Origin of the sequence: Flavobacterium sp. H122, from assembly GCF_004959765.1 — a bacterium.
Classification (GTDB): domain Bacteria; phylum Bacteroidota; class Bacteroidia; order Flavobacteriales; family Flavobacteriaceae; genus Flavobacterium.
In genome coordinates, this window is sequence record NZ_SJZD01000001.1 from 50,212 (window position 1) to 66,739 (window position 16,528).

The 16,528-nt window shown below is 32.9% G+C and carries 16 protein-coding genes; 9 read left to right on the top strand and 7 right to left on the bottom strand.

Translation table 11 applies throughout. The features are described from left to right. Window positions 1-371 precede the first annotated feature (371 nt). Window positions 372-1,391 carry a YafY family protein gene (locus tag EZM65_RS00290; RefSeq protein WP_136666521.1) on the bottom strand — a complete coding sequence of 340 codons (1,020 nt, stop codon included), beginning with the start codon at window positions 1,389-1,391 and terminating at the stop codon, window positions 372-374. A gap of 28 nt (window positions 1,392-1,419) precedes the next feature. Then, the gene (locus tag EZM65_RS00295; protein ID WP_136666522.1) at window positions 1,420-2,031 is read right to left on the bottom strand and encodes a hypothetical protein; all 612 of its coding nucleotides are present in this window, start codon (window positions 2,029-2,031) and stop codon (window positions 1,420-1,422) included. A gap of 116 nt (window positions 2,032-2,147) precedes the next feature. Between EZM65_RS00295 and EZM65_RS00300 the strand changes: the two genes are divergently transcribed. From EZM65_RS00300 to EZM65_RS00325, 6 genes are all read left to right on the top strand, one after another. Continuing rightward, complete coding sequence (locus tag EZM65_RS00300; protein ID WP_136666523.1) at window positions 2,148-3,665, top strand: TROVE domain-containing protein; 1,518 nt, start codon at window positions 2,148-2,150, stop codon at window positions 3,663-3,665. A gap of 829 nt (window positions 3,666-4,494) precedes the next feature. Beyond that, window positions 4,495-5,055, top strand: coding sequence for a hypothetical protein (locus tag EZM65_RS00305; RefSeq protein WP_136666524.1), 561 nt, complete (start codon window positions 4,495-4,497; stop codon window positions 5,053-5,055). 311 nt (window positions 5,056-5,366) lie between these two features. Next, a complete protein-coding gene (locus EZM65_RS00310; RefSeq protein ID WP_136666525.1) occupies window positions 5,367-6,788 on the top strand; it encodes an RtcB family protein in 1,422 nt (473 codons plus the stop codon). A 210-nt stretch (window positions 6,789-6,998) separates the two neighbouring features. Next, complete coding sequence (locus EZM65_RS00315) at window positions 6,999-8,093, top strand: hypothetical protein (RefSeq protein ID WP_136666526.1); 1,095 nt, start codon at window positions 6,999-7,001, stop codon at window positions 8,091-8,093. Window positions 8,094-8,248: 155 nt separating this feature from the next. Beyond that, window positions 8,249-9,304, top strand: a complete 1,056-nt coding sequence (locus EZM65_RS00320; RefSeq protein WP_136666527.1) for an MJ1255/VC2487 family glycosyltransferase — start codon at window positions 8,249-8,251, stop codon at window positions 9,302-9,304. Window positions 9,305-9,385: 81 nt separating this feature from the next. After that, the gene (locus tag EZM65_RS00325) at window positions 9,386-9,730 is read left to right on the top strand and encodes a hypothetical protein (RefSeq protein ID WP_169051606.1); all 345 of its coding nucleotides are present in this window, start codon (window positions 9,386-9,388) and stop codon (window positions 9,728-9,730) included. 40 nt (window positions 9,731-9,770) lie between these two features. Here EZM65_RS00325 and EZM65_RS00330 read toward each other — a convergent pair whose 3' ends face one another. Genes EZM65_RS00330 through EZM65_RS00350 form a run of 5 tightly spaced genes read right to left on the bottom strand, consistent with a single transcriptional unit; the run spans window position 9,771 to window position 14,507 of the window. After that, entirely contained in the window at window positions 9,771-10,790 is a 1,020-nt protein-coding gene (locus EZM65_RS00330) for a histidinol-phosphate transaminase (protein WP_136666529.1), read from the bottom strand. A gap of 18 nt (window positions 10,791-10,808) precedes the next feature. Continuing rightward, window positions 10,809-12,236 carry an FAD-binding protein gene (locus tag EZM65_RS00335; protein ID WP_136666530.1) on the bottom strand — a complete coding sequence of 476 codons (1,428 nt, stop codon included), beginning with the start codon at window positions 12,234-12,236 and terminating at the stop codon, window positions 10,809-10,811. Continuing rightward, window positions 12,208-12,660 (bottom strand): hypothetical protein, encoded by a 453-nt coding sequence (locus EZM65_RS00340; RefSeq protein ID WP_136666531.1) that lies wholly within the window; start codon window positions 12,658-12,660, stop codon window positions 12,208-12,210. Before EZM65_RS00340 ends, EZM65_RS00335 begins: the two co-directional genes overlap by 29 nt. Before the next feature lie 13 nt (window positions 12,661-12,673). Beyond that, window positions 12,674-13,621: a VOC family protein gene (locus tag EZM65_RS00345; protein ID WP_136666532.1), complete on the bottom strand. Its 948-nt coding sequence runs from the start codon at window positions 13,619-13,621 to the stop codon at window positions 12,674-12,676. Window positions 13,622-13,664: 43 nt separating this feature from the next. Then, complete coding sequence (locus tag EZM65_RS00350) at window positions 13,665-14,507, bottom strand: DsbA family protein (protein WP_136666533.1); 843 nt, start codon at window positions 14,505-14,507, stop codon at window positions 13,665-13,667. 119 nt (window positions 14,508-14,626) lie between these two features. Here EZM65_RS00350 and EZM65_RS00355 point away from each other — a divergent pair, with 119 nt between their 5' ends. From EZM65_RS00355 to EZM65_RS00365, 3 genes are all read left to right on the top strand, one after another. After that, a complete protein-coding gene (locus EZM65_RS00355) occupies window positions 14,627-14,986 on the top strand; it encodes a helix-turn-helix domain-containing protein (protein ID WP_136666534.1) in 360 nt (119 codons plus the stop codon). Window positions 14,987-15,152: 166 nt separating this feature from the next. Continuing rightward, window positions 15,153-15,608: a VapA/VapB family virulence-associated protein gene (locus EZM65_RS00360; protein WP_136666535.1), complete on the top strand. Its 456-nt coding sequence runs from the start codon at window positions 15,153-15,155 to the stop codon at window positions 15,606-15,608. A gap of 132 nt (window positions 15,609-15,740) precedes the next feature. Beyond that, window positions 15,741-16,427 carry an alpha/beta hydrolase gene (locus EZM65_RS00365; RefSeq protein ID WP_136666536.1) on the top strand — a complete coding sequence of 229 codons (687 nt, stop codon included), beginning with the start codon at window positions 15,741-15,743 and terminating at the stop codon, window positions 16,425-16,427. Window positions 16,428-16,528 lie beyond the last annotated feature (101 nt).

A 16,528-nucleotide genomic window follows, 5' to 3' on the forward strand; every position in this document is an offset into this window, starting at 1 on the left:
ATTATTAAATTCAAATCGAATGTTTTGGACTTCAGGTTTTGAAATTTACATAAAGCTATAGCACTGATTTTGAATTTTTATAAAGCAAAAACCAACAAAAGGTTAATAAATTTTAAACTTATAAAGCTTGAATATTAATCTTTTAGCTTTTATCTAAGTTAGGGATAGTGCTAAAGAGTAAATTACGGATTTACCATAATTTTTGTTAATTCTTTTGATAAAGATGAAAAAGTGATACTAAATCAAAAATCTATTTGATTAATATATAACGATGTATTAGCGGGAACCTTATTATAGTGGTTGCCGCTATCTAAATAACTCTGTAAAGTGAGTTTAGAAAAGTAAAGTGTTGTTAGAGAAAAAAACAGTATTCAGGAAGGGTCATTATATACTAATGACGCATTGTTTATAACAGTTCTCATTCTCTGACGCAATCGTTCAGGTTTTAAAACTTCTAAACCGTCACCAAAACCTAATAAAATGCGTTCTAATTCATAATTTTCTATTAAAAATAAATTGATGACGATACTCCCGTCTTCATTTTGCTGTAATAGTCTTTGTGTATGATGAATGGGTTTGGTAATGACATAAGGAGCATTGTAAGCATCTATCCATAATTGAATGACACGTGGTTTTAATCCTGCATTAACCGTTACACCTACAACATTGTTATAATAAGCTTCTGCATCAAACTTTTCAGTTAAGAAAGGCATGGAAAAATCATAATCAATTTTTACAATTCTGTCCAATGCTAAATTGGTAATAGGCTGGCTTTCTTTCTTTTTTCCAACAACAAACCAGCGGTTGTTAAATTCTTTCAGAATAAAAGGATGAAAATTAAATTTTGTTTCGTCTCTGGATTTGAATGACTTATATGTAATTACCAAAACTACTTTTTTAATTATAGCCTGATAGATTTCATCCAAAAGATGTAGCCCTTTCAGATTATCGTTTTTATCCAAATGAATTACAGGCTGTGTATGTGATTTTTCAGCGTAAATTTTATCTTCCAATCGCTGCAGTATATCCGAAACATCATTAAACAGTGAAAAATCTTTGAATTGCTTCAACATGGAAACCGTTTCTGTTAATACATTAATATCGGTTTCTGTCAGTGGAATATCAGTAATAGAGAAATCTTCTTCAGCATAATGGTAGTATTTTTTGTCATAGACTTCAATAGGCGCGTTGTAGCCTAACTTGTCACTGCGCATCAGTTGGATATCCAGCTGAATCGTTCTTTTGCTTACCGAAGAATCTTTCCCTTCATATTCATACAAAGCTTCAGAACAAGCCTGCATTAAGTCTTCCAGTGTCCATTGGCGGTACTTGTTTTGCAGACATTTATCAATGGTTTTATAGCGGATGAGTGCGTTTTTGTTTTGAGCCACGGTTTTGAATTATGAGTTATGATTTTTTTTAAAGAAGCTCTATTTCTTGTTTAATGTTTTGTCTTGCTTGTTGTTCATATAAATCCCGAAAAACTTTGGTTTGGTAAATGAATTCGTTTTCCAGAAAATGCAGTAATGCTTTTTTACGCCCGGGATTGTATAGAAAATCAGGATAAATCTTGTATTCTTTTCGTATTTGCTTAAAATAGGCTGTATAATCATCCCATTCCTTTGCAAGAATCTTTAAATCGAAATCAATCAGCCATTTTTCGTCTTCATTTTGGCTTGGCTGATGATTCTTGGTAGCCATGATCAATTGATAGATTCTGTCTTTATTTAATGCAGTATTTTCCGGAAGAATTTGTATAGCAAATTCGGCGCTTTTTTGTTCGTTGTCCTTTCGGCTGGATTTATATATATAATCGTGATAAAAAATTGCATACAGAACTTCATCAGGAAACTGAAGCTCATCGCGATACTTTTCAAAGCAGGCAATCATCTCTTTTAAATGATTCAGGTTGTGATAATGCCTTGATTTATGCGAATAGGCTTTTTGAAGTTCATTCCATCTACTAAAAATTTCATTATTACTAAAGCCAATGTTTTCAAGGAGTCTATTGAATAATTGTTGCAATTCCATTATAAAAGTTTTCTCAAAAATAGCATTCTTTTTTTACTACGCAAAATAATTGCGTACACGACTATGCATCTTTGCCATCTCGAAAGGAACAAATGTTTAATTTAAAAGTAACCGAGATGAAATTTAATTATTTTAAAAGAGAAAAAAATGTAGTGACCAACTACGAAGGTGCAAAAGCATACAGCTTGACACCGGAAATGGAATTGTATTCAGCTGTGGTGACTTCGGGATTAAATGATGTTACTTACGAAAAAGGCAGTGACCGTTTAAAAAGAATCCAAAACCTGATTCAGAAATGTGATCCTGAGTTTACCGCTAAGTTGGCTGTATACGTTCGTAATGAAATGTATATGCGTTCTGTTCCAATGGTATTGACAGTGGAGTTGGCAAAAATCAATTCAGGCAATGGTTTAGTGAACAAAACGGTTCAGAAAGTTATTCAACGTGCTGATGAAATTACAGAGCTTTTGGCTTATTATCAAGTTGCAAATAATCGTACTGAAACTAAAAAACTAAACCGTTTGTCGAAACAAATTCAAAAAGGATTATCTGAATCATTCAACCGATTTGATGAATATCAGTTTGCAAAATATAACCGACAAGGTGAGGTGAAATTGCGTGATGCTTTGTTTTTGGTACATCCAAAAGCAAAAGATGAAGCACAGCAAGTAATTTTCAATAAAATTGCTGATAATAATCTGGCTGTTCCTTACACTTGGGAAACGGAGTTGTCACAAGTAGGTCAGCGTTCGTTTAAAAACGATGCAGAAAAGAAACAAGCCTTCAAAAAAAAGTGGGAAGAATTGATTGATAGCAACCGAGTGGGTTATATGGCGATGATGCGTAACCTACGCAACATTATCGAGGCCGAAGTTTCATTCCAGCACATAGAAAAAGTTTGTCAGCATTTGAGTAATGCCAATGCAGTAGCGAATTCAAAACAATTGCCATTCCGGTTTCTGGCTGCCTATCGTGAGATCAAGGCCTTGAAATCCCGTTATACAGCAACGATTTTGGATGCTTTGGAAGATGCGGTAATGTACAGTGCGCAAAATATTAAAGGTTTTGATGGTAATACATCAGTAGTAATTGCTTGTGACGTTTCGGGTTCTATGCAGCAACCAATTTCTAAAAAGAGTAAAATACTATTGTATGATATTGGTTTGATGTTGGGTATGCTGATGCAGTCGCGTTGTAAAAATGTGATAAGCGGTATGTTTGGTGATAAATGGAAAGTGATCAACATGTCAAAACGTAATGTTTTGGCAAATGTTCAGGAGTTTTACCGACGTGAAGGTGAGGTAGGTTATTCTACAAACGGTTATTTGGTAATCGAGGATTTGATCAAGCGAAAAGAAATCGTTGATAAAGTTATGTTATTTACCGATGTTCAAATGTGGAACAGTAATAGTACTGCTCATTCTTTTGAAAATTCATGGAATCGTTATAAAGCCATAGCACCAAATGCAAAATTGTATTTGTTCGATTTGGCGGGTCATGGTAACACACCATTGGATATAAAACAAAATGACGTACACTTGATTGCTGGTTGGTCAGACAAAGTGTTTGACATATTGCATGCTTTGGAAAATAAAACCTCTGCTTTGCAATATATCAATAGTATTGGATTGTAAAAAAGCCGCAGTTGCAAAGGCTGCGGTAATTTTTAGATACTGCGTAAAATAATTGCGTAATAGGTATAAACTTTTGTATCATAAAGTTAATTGAAAAATATAAACAAGTGCCGTAGATAAGTGTTACTTCGATTTTAACGACGGGGTCGCGGGTTCGAATCCCGTCTCTTCCACTAAGCATATAGAAAATGGGAGAGTAGCTCAGAGGTTAGAGCACGTAAATTTCATTTATCGTTTTTGCCTTGTTATATTGTCAGGTGTTGTAAAAAAGAGTTACTTCGATTAAGATTCGTCAATTCAGGTTCGATTCCTGATTAATCGTCTAATGGTAAGACTACGGAAAGTCTATTTTTGATTGTTACCCTGATTAATAAAAGAAATCATGAGATATTATAAAACAACACGTAAAGGAGCATTCTATAGAGCTATAAATCAATAGAATTGCAATTGAAAAAAAGAATGCCGTAGTGGCGTGTTACTTCGTCACCATTTAGGGGAGGAATAGCGAAGTTGTAAAACCAGCAAGGCTATCCGGTTCGACTCCGGCTTTGACTAGCCCCGTTTCATGCTACGATTTTTGCTTCTTTTTAAAAAATAAGATGCCGGTTATAAGTGTTACTTCGTTGGTTGATTTTACATAGGTTCGAGTCCTATAGAAACATTTATAAATCATTGCTCTTATATATAAAGAGTGTCGTACTGTATAGTTACTTCGTATTCCAAATGAACTCCAGACTATGCAGACCTGTTACCTCTTTTTAAAATAAAATATACTATGTAAATTAATCGTGTAGTAATTTTAAAAATCGTTTTAAAAAAATTAATAGATATGAAAAATTCAGAATTTGAAATCCATCCTTTTAATGAAGTTTTTTATATAGAATCTTTATTAAACAAAACACGTTCAATTTTGGATGATGTTGAAGCATTAAACGATTTTTGGAAGAACGGAAATCATGATTGTCAATTTGATGATGTCATTTTGGATATGTTTCAAAATATCATTCTTAATGCAGCAGGAATTTCCCGTTTTTTTTGGCCTTCAAAGAATACTGGATATCATAAAATTAGAGCGAAAAAGTTACGCGAAGTTTATAGTGTTAGCAATTCAAGTGTTTTGAAAAATCGAGAAATGAGGAATCTTATCGAACATTTTGATGAGAAATTAGATGATTTTTTAAAAGAATTTGTTGCTGGAAAAGTCATGCCAAAATACGTGGGGCCAATGTTCTTTTCATATAAAACTACAATATTTTTTAGAGCATTTATTTTTGATAAATTCATTTTTAAGATTTTCAATGTGGAATATGAAATAAATCCAATAATAGCTGAAATTAAAAGAATTCATGAGATTTTATTACTACAACTAGAAAATGGTGGTCGATTTTAAAATCCACGCAAAATAATTGCGCAGTAACTTTTCAACTTTGTATCATCAAAATGAAACAACCCAGTAATGTAAATAAAATTGCCGGGAATAAAATAAAAAAACAAGACCTTGTAGCTTAAAAGGAAAAGCCTATAGCAAAATTACGTACTATAGAGTTTACGGATATTCCGGTTAGACCTGCGCGGACTAATGGGTAGAATTTACAGAGGCACCGAAATCGTGAGGGAAAGTAGGGAAGCGTATTTAGAGCCGTAATGCCCGGGAGGGAATGTGAGTTCGAATCTCACCAAGGCCACAAAAAAAATTGAATTATGAACACACCCATCAACAGAAACGATTTACTAGCCATTGGTTATGAATCAAGTGAGGCATTAGGAATTGCCTTGAGAATCAACAAAAAAAGACTTGGTTTTACCCGTGAGCAAATGATGGCGCATTATAAAAATGTCCTAGAATCACCTGAAAATTATCTGGACGATAAGAATTTCAGCAAATTGGCTTCGGCTTTAATTGAAAAGGCAAACCATAAACCGAAAGATTTTATCAGTTTTAATCCAAATCCGAAAGATTATACGCTTTTCGGTGCCGCACATATCGAGGAAGGAGCCAAAAAACAAATGGAAGTTGCCATGAAGTTACCGGTTACGGTTGCCGGTGCCTTAATGCCCGATGCTCACCAAGGTTATGGATTGCCAATCGGTGGTGTATTAGCTACCAACAATGCCATCATACCATATGGTGTTGGTGTCGATATTGGTTGCAGAATGGCATTATCGGTTTATGATATTCCGGAACTATTTTATTATGAAAACGAATCCAAATTCAAACGTGAGTTGACAGCACATTCAAAATTTGGTGCCGGACATGGTTTCCACGGACAGTACAAATCAGACCATGAAGTATTGGAAAGAAAAGAGTTTGACGACCACTCGTTTATTAAAAATCTGAAGGATAAGGCCTGGTCGCAACTGGGGACTTCGGGAGGCGGAAATCATTTTGTGGAGTTTGGTATTATGGAATTCATGGAAGATGATGCCGAATTGAATATTCCCAAAGGGAAGTACGTTGCTTTACTGACACATTCCGGTTCAAGAGGATTGGGAGCCACCATTGCCGGTCATTATACCAAAATGGCAAAACAGGTTTGTAAACTGCCTTATGAAGCGCAAAACTTAGCGTATTTGGATTTAAATTCAGAATTGGGTCAGGAATACTGGATTGCCATGAATCTGGCTGGAGATTATGCCTCTGCCTGTCATGAAATCATTCACGATAAAATGAAAAAAGCTTTAGGAGCAACCGTTTTGGCTAAAGTAGAAAACCATCATAATTTCGCATGGAAAGAAATCTGGAACGGAGAGGAAGTGATTGTTCATAGAAAAGGAGCCACACCGGCAGGAAAAGGTGTGATGGGAATTATTCCTGGAAGTATGACTGCGCCGGGATTCTTAGTGAGAGGAAAAGGCGAGGAGCAAGCGATTAATTCAGCTTCGCACGGGGCAGGCCGTCAAATGAGCCGAACAAAAGCCATTCAAAATATAACGAAAAATGATATGCAGGCCATATTAAAAGATCATGGCGTAACTTTAATTGGTGCCGGTTTAGATGAAGCACCTATGGCGTACAAAGACATTAATCTAGTCATGGAATCCCAAAAGGATTTGGTTGATGTGGTTGCTAAGTTTACACCAAAGATGGTACGTATGGCAGATGACGGAAGCAGGGAGGATTAAGAAGAAAACTGTCCGGAAAGTAAAAAATCAACGCTCGTTTTGTTGCTCTAAAACAGGATAAATTACACAATCAAAGTTGTGTGATTTATCCTGTTGATTGATGCGACAGTAATTTGGTATCTAGAACTGATTCTTCTTTTAGATGGATAAAATTGTAAGAATAGTAAGCGTTTTTATTTTATATTTGAAGAGATACAAACTAAAAACGAAATGAAAAAAATATTCTTATTTGCCTTGCTGGCAACATTGTCATGCAGGAAAGAAGAAACCGCTGACTATGCAAAGGTTCACAAGCCAAAAGATACAATTCAAAAAACTGAAGAAAAAAAAGTAACACTTGACTTCCCTGAAGCCTATGGATTTCTTGAAAAGCTTATAAAAGAAGATATCGACGGACAGGAATATGATGATTTGCAAATCAAAAAAATTCCTTTCTCAGTGCATTATCCTAATGACGGAGATTCTTACACAGTGTCTTTTTCTATTGTCCAAAAAAGTGATTTCAACAAAGACGGCATAACCGATTATATTGTAAAAAGAAATTCAGAAGGGATGTTGGGAGGTAATGTCAACACGAATCAAAGTCTTATTTTTTATATTATGGGAGATAAGACAAATTCAAAAGAAGAACATACGATTTACGGATATGCTCCATTTTCTTATAATGTAATTGATTCAACCTATTGCAAGAACAACAGATTTGTTGCGGATATTATACAAAATTACAGAGTTTATGATACAGAAGACCTGCAGTCAGCTACCGTGTCTTTTGTTTATAAAAACAATAATATATATGAAGAATCGTATTTGACCGATTGTAAATTAGCTCAATTAAAATCAAAAACGATTTTTAAGACTGTTCCTAATATCTCAAATAGAAAAAGGACAATTGACGGACATAACTATACCGAGATTATTTCAGAAACCTATAAAAATAAAGATACTCTGATTACAGCAGATTTGACAGGCTGTGATAATTTGCTGCTGACTTTTGAAACAAGTTACAATGTGCAGGAACAGCAAATGGATAATGAGGATTTTAAAAAAACAACCGCATTGCAGTTGCTTGATTTTTTATCATTGAACACATTGTTTTCAAAAGATATTTCAGCCGTTAAAAATTATTTCAATGAGAATCCAATGACCAATGAATATATTAAAAATCACAAAGGCTATAATTTCAGAATATTGATTGATAAAAATGAAGGACGAAAAAATCAATTACGCTTTTTAGTCAATATTGATAAAATCAATAATGAAAATCAAATCGAGAATTGGGAAATCGTAACACGTAAAAAGAGATAAGCATCTATTCAAAGATTCAACCTATTGTAAAAGTAACCGATTTTCAATCCAAAAAATAGTTGTACAACAGTAGTTAAAAATAACCACATCACATGTTAGATATAATCTTGTATTAAGCTTATTACTTTATATTTGTAGTAATCAACTAAACACCAATGAACATTTTATACGGAGTACCAGGCGAGGGGATGGGGCACGCCACGAGAAGCAAAGTAATCATCGATTTTTTACTACAAGAAGGTCATAATGTTCAAGTGGTTTCAAGTTCAAGAGCCTACCTATTTTTAAATAAAAATTTCCCCAAACGAGTACACGAAATTGAAGGAATGCATTTTTCGTTCAAAGAGTCTAAAGTTTCTAAAACGGGTACGGTGTTATTGAATATAAAAAATGCCTCTAAACTGCTTTTTCAAAATTTTGCTGAGTATTTAGAGTTAAAAAAGAATTTTAAGCCTGATGTAGTTATAAGCGATTTTGAAACGTTTACGACATTGTTTGCTAAAAAGCACGATTTACCGTTACTAAGCATCGATAATATGCAGGTGATTAATAGATGTAAATTGGATATTCCTATTCCAAGCTCAGAAAAGAATAATTATACCATCTCTAAATCGATCGTTAAAGTAAAAGTCCCTAATGCCCAACATTATTTTATTAGTAGTTTCTTTGAGGCACAAGTAGTAAAAGAGAATACCACGTTAGTTCCGCCCATTGTTAGACAAGCAATCATTAACGCAGTTCCTAAAGAAGGTAATCATATTTTGATGTATCAAAGTTCGAGTACTATTGCTAAAGTAACCGAAGTCTTACACCAAATCCCAGAATATACCTTTTACGTCTACGGATTCAATAAAGATTTGGTCAATAAAAACATCGTTTTCAAAACCTTTAGCGAGGAAGGATTTGTAGCTGATTTAGCCACTGCTAGAGCCGTAATTGCAAATGGAGGTTTTTCGTTTATTTCGGAAGCGGTGTATTTAAAAAAGCCAATTTATTCTTTTCCGTTGCAAGACCAGTTCGAGCAATTTGTCAATGCAAGTTATATACAAAAACTAGGTTACGGCAGACAATTTGAACAACTCACAGCCGATAATCTGAAAGCTTTTTTATTTGATATTTCAAAGTTTAATAAAAAACTAGGGAATTATTCTCAAAATGGAAATGCCGTTTTGTTTGAAATGCTCAAAACCTATTTAGATGCTTATAATTGATTTTACACATGACAGATGTAATAAAATTAACTACGCAAAATAATTACGTAGTTAGAATTCATCTTTGCTCCAAAAATTGAAATGATGCAAAATCGTTATAACAAAGGTAGGTTTAGAGGACATGAATATGGAAAAATTCCACCGTACTTGAAAAAGCTAGGGAATAAAAAATGGAGACGAACTCCAATTGAGGAAACAAAGCTATTACCCACTGAATTATTCTTTGAAACAAAAGTACAGCTGCCTACAAAAGCATCCAAATCAAAAGAACGTATAAAAGTCAAGATAACTTTTCTAGAATTCAACCAAGTTAAGTCAACAAAACACGTGACTTATAAAAACATAAAATCTCTAAAGGATAGCATTAAAAGAAATAATGTAATTAATGTGGTAGATACAAACAAAAAAATACAAATACACAAATGACATGTACTTGTATATTTATAGAATACGGAGTAATCAATTATTATACTTCATTATCTATACAAATAGGCTTTAAGGCTAAACCTTCTATAATTCGGATGATTTTATTGTTTTCTTGTTCTGATCCGATTGTTATTCGAAAAAAATCAGGATAATTTCTAACTTTACCAATCATTATTTCTGAATCAGTACATCGCTGTATAAATTCATTCTTTAAACTTTCATTGTAAAACCGAATTGGAATAAAATTTCCATGAGATTTAGAAACCTTAACATCCCCCTCTAAAAGCATTTCATTTAAAGTATGAAACATTTTTTCACGGGCTTCAATAATTCTATCAATTCTAGGCTGAATAACTTTCTCAAAATTATTTAGTAACACTTTAGCCGAAATAATAGTAAACGGCGAGAACTTAAAGGGAAGATCATTTTTTATCAATTGGCTCTTGATAGTATTTGAACACATAGCATACCCTAATCTAATGGCTGCGGCTCCTAAAGCTTTCGAGAATGTTTTCAAAACAATGACATTGTCATATTTTTGAGTCAAATGTGCGTATGAATCATTCGCAAATTCTCCATATGCCTCATCGATTAAAAAAACACTCGATGGATCGTTAGCTATTTCAGTTTCTACAAATAGTGGATCAATTAAAGTTCCTGTTGGATTGTTTGGTGTACAAAACACATAAATTGAATTCTCACCTCTAGGAAACCTAGCATAATCGTAATCTAATTCATTAGTAAAATCCCAATTAATATGATTTAGATTGAATAATTTTGGACAAATATCAAATAGTTCAAAACTTGGAGTTGGTGTAACAATTCTAGTATAGTGCTTTGAAAGCTCTCCTAAGAATCTCATAATTAAGCCAGAAGATCCATTTCCAAGAATCAATGAATCAATAGGAACACCATTCATTTGAGCAATTAATGCCATAAGCTCCTGTGACTCTGCAACTGGATACCTGTTCCAATCAGAATTTAGTAGCTCATTAATTACTTCTTCCTTGATACTTTTGGGGAAATCAGACGGGAACTCATTTTTATCTAAAAAAATCATACTATTTATTGAACTATTCTAGTTATGGAATATATTTAACATAGAGCGAAAGGTATTTTTAGGGTCAAACTTTAGTTTACCAGCTGTCATATCTTGCCATTGATCCCCAAAATGTACCGCCCATTCTTCTGGGTTTCCAGGTTTATTAATACTGTCACAAGGATATCTGTTGCCCCCATATTTTAAGGCAATTTCATACAATTTGTTATTCAATTCACTTAAATATTCTACGCGCTCTCTTGTATTAGGGTACGCATTTCTTAATATTCCAATAAAATAAAAATCCTCCTCAGGCTTTACAAATAAAGGAGTTTGTATGCTTGACGATTTCATTGGGATAAAAAGCACAGGTCCATCGCTCATGTCTTCGTCTTTATGCATCAATTGAAATTCATTCATAAAACCAGAAAACTGTGAAAAGGGGATAAAAGTAGCTAACTCAGGATGAGCTGTTTTCCCTTTCTCTTTTTCAGTAATTATTAAAGGTGGCTCTTTGGTTACATAGCTAAAAAAATCTTCTTGATAATTATGTTTTAAACCATTCAAAGGAAGTTCCTTTTTTAAAAAAGGTTGACCTTCATATTCATACTGTACCAATTCTACAAAAAAGGTAAACTCCTCTTCGTTTTTGCACTTTTCAGCAAAGTAATCGGAATTTTCTGTAACAACGGTTTGCCCCATTTTCTTTCCAAATTCAACCCTTGTATTGGGAATTAAAAAAGCATGTATGCATTCAAAATCAGGTTCTTTTAGTAGTTGAGTACTTAAATCATGAAACTCCTTAGCATTATCAATAAGTAATTTTGTAACGTGCATTATTTTTGGAGCACGATTTAATTTCATTTTAACCTTTGTAATTACTCCAAACTGTCCTAATCCAGACCTTACAAGATTAAAAAGATCAATATTCTCAGTACGCGAACATATTCTAATTTGACCATCGCCAGTTACAACTTCCAATTCAAGAACATTATCTGCTTGGATTCCAGAATTATGACTCATAAAACCTAAACCTCCAGTTGAAATGGTGCCTCCTACAGTCAATTTTTGCCAATCGGTAAGGGTAGGTGGCGTTGCATTTACCTTTAGCGTTTCTCTTACAAGATTTTCCCAAGTAATACCACCTTCTACAACAACAGAACCCGTTTTTCCATCAAAATCTATTGAAAGAATCTTATTCATAGTCTTGATATTAATAACGATACCTTGATCTGCTAAACACTGACCACTTGCTGAATGAGACATTCCTCGTGTGTTCACTGGAATTTCGTTAGTATTACAATAATTTATTAGCTTTTGTACATCTTCTGTTGATTTAGGGTTCAAACACCCAACAGAATTTACAGTAATTATTTGTCCAAAATCTGTTTTCACTTTGGCTAAGGCATCTTCTTCGTTACTAAATTTTCCTTCAAATTTAGGTAACACTTGCTCCGTCATTAACATATTTATTATGGTATTCTTTCATTATTTTTTTATCAGATTCCGTAAGTTCGTATTTTCCATCCTTTAGAAGCTGTTCCAATATTTTAAATTCAACACTTAATAAATTTTGAAGGTCTATTATCTTTTGACTTAAAATTGGGGAAGGAATAAATACTTCTATAGTGATTTTTCCATTATCCCCATTTCTTATTGAAAACCGAAATTGTTTTTTAATTTTTTTTTCTAAAATCCACGTAAAATCTAGGAAATCATCTAAATAATGATTTGTGTAAGTAATATTTATTTCCGTTTTTTCTCCAGTGTGATTGGTAATTTCATAGCATACATCTTCAATTACAACCAAATTGGTATGTACAGTCCAATAAGAAAGATTAATAGGATTTTTTAAAAATTCCATTAATCTTTCTTTTTCTACTAAAAGCATTACGCTAAAAATATTAGTCATGCAACAAGGTTAATGGATAACCAGCATATTCTTTCTCTAACCTAATGGCATCCCCTTCAAATTCAAAATCTAAATTCAAGGATTCAAGTATATTTTTGCTTTTCTCAAAATTGACTGTTTTCAATGTTAATTCTACTGGAATAACTCCGTTTTGATATTCCTGAATTTCACTTAAGCTCAAAAACTTATCCTTTTCATTAGGGTTAATTATTTTTTCACCTTCTATACTAAACCCTAAAACGCTGTTTAGGAAATTTTTTGCACTTTGCACTTCAGCAACGTTAATTTGAATATTATCAATTCTATCAACTTCAATAGATTCTAAAACTTCAAAATAATTTGTTTTATCTAAAGACTTAATATCATCATCGTGTTTCAAGTTAGGATCATCTAAATAGGACTTCATAGTATTTGCTAATCCTGACATATTATCATGTGTAAAGAAACCTTGCTTCTCAGAAGTTTTATCCTCCGTCTCACTTTTCCTTTCTATCAACTCAATGAAAACACCTATATATTTATTTGAAATAAAAAATTGTCTCAATCCTGATAATGGATCTCTTAATATCTTATCTGACGTAATTTCAATTCCTTTAGAAACAAATAGTTCAAAAATATCTTCAATATCATCCACTTCAAAAGCTACATGGTGTATACCTTGTCCAAACTTCTCATAAAACTTATGAAAAATAGACTCCTTAGTTAAGCCTTCAGTTACCACCATTACACCTTTTTCATTATTTGGCCACCCAAGAACATAGTTCAGCATATCATGCTTACCTTCTGAAGCTGAACCGGCATTAACTAAAATTGTGTTTATTAGCTTGTACCCAAGCACATTTTGATGAAAGTCAGAAACAACTTTCGCATTAGGGACAATCAAAGTATAATGATCTATATTAAAACATTTAATAGGAAAATCTAATTTTGGCTTAGTCATTAGCTGTATGTTTTTATTTGATTATAATCTTTTCTATAGTAGTTTACTCTTGTTTCGCATATAGCTGACTCCTAACTTTATCTATCATGAGCTCACTTTTTGAAAACCCTCGGGAAATAATTGTAAATTGACCATTTGACTCTAGCAACACTGTAGGAAACGCTGTAACCCCAATATTACGAGCAAATTCAAAATCTGATTTCACTAACTCTTTTATTTCATTAGATTCAAATTTTTCTTTAAATATTTCCTTTTTAATTCCAAATTCCTCTACAAAATCTAAATAAGCTTCAACATAATTTGTATTGCTATTATTTATATAAAAGGCCTTTTGCACTCTTTCATAAAATTCATTTTCTATTTGAGGAGCAAGCTGTCTCATTACGACTACTGCTCTTGAAGGCGGTTCTGTATCAAGGATAAAGGAATCATCATACAAGACTTTATTATTGATAGGGAGCCCAGTCGTTTTAGCTAGGTTAGCAAAATGCGGTAATAAATAATCTCTCATGTTAGAAATTGGCTCTTTTCCATAAGGTCTAAGCCCGCCTAATACTAATTGAAAGTCTAATACTCCATCAAACTCTTTTTTCAACGCCTTAATTTCTGATGAAAATGCCAAACATGTGGAACATATTGGGTCTCCCACATAAATTAATTTCCCGTTTTTAATACCTGATAAGGAAGATTCAATCTCATCATTGGAATTGGAAGATATTGAACACTTTCCAGTATTCAAGTCACACGCAAAACCGTTATCATAATCTGTTTTTTCTGTATTAGTTGTATTTTCCATAGCTTTTGAAGTGTCATTTTTAATTTTCGAACACCCAAGAATCATAGCACAAAACCCTGCTACAATCAAGAAAAAAAATCTCGTTTTCATTGTTCTGTAATATTTTTCTTATGATTTAACAAAGTTATATACAAAAAGCATATTTTTGATATGAGTTTCCTGTAGGAAACTAGTTTCTTCTAAGAAACTAACTAGCTTAACCTGTTAAAATGAAAAAAGAAATTATTCTAACACAAGAATGTAATCAAGAAATAAGAGCCATTTCAGATACTATGGAAGTATTATCTGGAAAATGGAAGATCCAAATAATTGCGACGTTACTTATACATGGCAAAATGCGATTCATGGAGTTACTGAGAACAACAAATGGTATTGGTGCTAAAAAACTATCTAAAGATTTGGAAGAATTAGAAATGAACAAACTCATTACAAGAACAGTAATGAACACGAAACCTATAACTGTAGAATACGAAATCACACCATATGGAAGAAAAATGGAACACTTAATTAATAAAATTACTGAATGGGGGCTAAAACATCGAGAACATATGTTTAAGGAAAACAACTAAGTTCTAAAGTATAATCTATTATTATTCAGATGTATATATTTTTGAAATACCAAAATCAAGTATTTATACTCATATCGTTAATTTATTCTATTCTTACTTTTATAATAGTATTAGCGGCAACCGAAAAGCTATTAATAGAGTAGGTTAAACAAGTAAATCTAACAATATGTCAAATATCAATGGATTGGAAACAGTTCCACAAGTCAGTAGAGAAATAATTGCCCATGATTTTCAAAATACATTGAGCGGTAAATTAGATAATGTAGTTATTGATACAATTAAAAAAGAAATTCTTTCTGCCACAACAGCGTATCCGGCAATATGTAGTTTTATTGACTCATTCTTTTATTTACAGCTTCAGATTACCATAACAAACGGTAAAACATTTAATGGTCATGCAAGTGGGTCAAATAGTATAGGCACTGGAGGTATGGCAGGTCAAGTAAATACAAACGATATTGATAGACTTTATGCAGATACCGTGAGTATGCAGCTCTTATTTACAATAGCTTATTCAGGAGTTGCTTTTTATGATAAAGACGCAAATTTTCTTGGCATTTTTATTGGACCCGCAGTTGGAGTACCTTCGGGCTCCGGAAGCGGCCCTGGTTCTTGGTCATAAACTCATTAATATTTTATAAAAAAGATAATTGATCATTAAGCTTATCAAAAAAATAGCAATAAATAATATTCTTTAAGAATCCATATATTTTACATAACTTTATGTTAATCAGTAATTTATAATTTATTCTTCATGAAAAATACAACAATAATTTTAGTTCATGGTGCTTGGGGTGATGGCTCACATTGGAAAAATGTAATCCCAAAACTAACAAAAGCCGGATACAAAATAAGAGCAGTACAAAATCCACTTACTTCGTTGGAAGATGATGTACAAAAAACCATAGATTTGATAAATGCACAAGAAGATAATGTACTTTTAGTTGGACATTCTTATGGTGGTGCTGTTATTTCTGAAGCTGGAAATAATGACAAAGTAAAAGGATTGGTTTATATTGCCGCTTTTGCACCAGACAAAGGTGAAAGCTTGGGTGCTTTACTTGCAAAACGCCAAACTTCAGGAGGGGCAAGTATTGCTCCAGATAACAAAGGATTTTTGTGGATAAAATATGATGAGTTTCAAAGAGAATTTTGTCCTGATGTAAACGATGAAGATGCTTTAGTTATGTCACTTTCCCAGAAAGCCATTAATGGACAATGTTTTGGAGATAAGATCAATGAACCCGCATGGAAAAGTAAACCAGCTTGGTATCAAATTTCAGCACAAGACAAAATGATACACCCCGAAACGCAAAAAGAGATGGCAGAAAGAATGAATCCAAAAAAAATCATTAATCTTGATGCAAGTCACGCTTCATTGGCTTCATTTCCAGATGAAGTTACCGATTTGATTATTGAAGCAGCCAAATCATTTGAATAAAAATACTGTTGCTAACAACAGTTTCATGTTATAAGTTTTTAAAGGTAATTTTATATATTTGGCTTCAGTTTTAACGAGAAAAATCTCTTTATTTCATGGAG

Coding starts and splice junctions, on each gene's coding strand:
- EZM65_RS00295 (WP_136666522.1), bottom strand. CDS start 2,031: ATGGAATTGCAACAATTATTCAATAGACTCCTTGAAAACATTGGCTTT.
- EZM65_RS00300 (WP_136666523.1), top strand. CDS start 2,148: ATGAAATTTAATTATTTTAAAAGAGAAAAAAATGTAGTGACCAACTAC.
- EZM65_RS00305 (WP_136666524.1), top strand. CDS start 4,495: ATGAAAAATTCAGAATTTGAAATCCATCCTTTTAATGAAGTTTTTTAT.
- EZM65_RS00310 (WP_136666525.1), top strand. CDS start 5,367: ATGAACACACCCATCAACAGAAACGATTTACTAGCCATTGGTTATGAA.
- EZM65_RS00315 (WP_136666526.1), top strand. CDS start 6,999: ATGAAAAAAATATTCTTATTTGCCTTGCTGGCAACATTGTCATGCAGG.
- EZM65_RS00320 (WP_136666527.1), top strand. CDS start 8,249: ATGAACATTTTATACGGAGTACCAGGCGAGGGGATGGGGCACGCCACG.
- EZM65_RS00325 (WP_169051606.1), top strand. CDS start 9,386: ATGATGCAAAATCGTTATAACAAAGGTAGGTTTAGAGGACATGAATAT.
- EZM65_RS00330 (WP_136666529.1), bottom strand. CDS start 10,790: ATGATTTTTTTAGATAAAAATGAGTTCCCGTCTGATTTCCCCAAAAGT.
- EZM65_RS00335 (WP_136666530.1), bottom strand. CDS start 12,236: ATGTTAATGACGGAGCAAGTGTTACCTAAATTTGAAGGAAAATTTAGT.
- EZM65_RS00340 (WP_136666531.1), bottom strand. CDS start 12,660: ATGCTTTTAGTAGAAAAAGAAAGATTAATGGAATTTTTAAAAAATCCT.
- EZM65_RS00345 (WP_136666532.1), bottom strand. CDS start 13,621: ATGACTAAGCCAAAATTAGATTTTCCTATTAAATGTTTTAATATAGAT.
- EZM65_RS00350 (WP_136666533.1), bottom strand. CDS start 14,507: ATGAAAACGAGATTTTTTTTCTTGATTGTAGCAGGGTTTTGTGCTATG.
- EZM65_RS00355 (WP_136666534.1), top strand. CDS start 14,627: ATGAAAAAAGAAATTATTCTAACACAAGAATGTAATCAAGAAATAAGA.
- EZM65_RS00360 (WP_136666535.1), top strand. CDS start 15,153: ATGTCAAATATCAATGGATTGGAAACAGTTCCACAAGTCAGTAGAGAA.
- EZM65_RS00365 (WP_136666536.1), top strand. CDS start 15,741: ATGAAAAATACAACAATAATTTTAGTTCATGGTGCTTGGGGTGATGGC.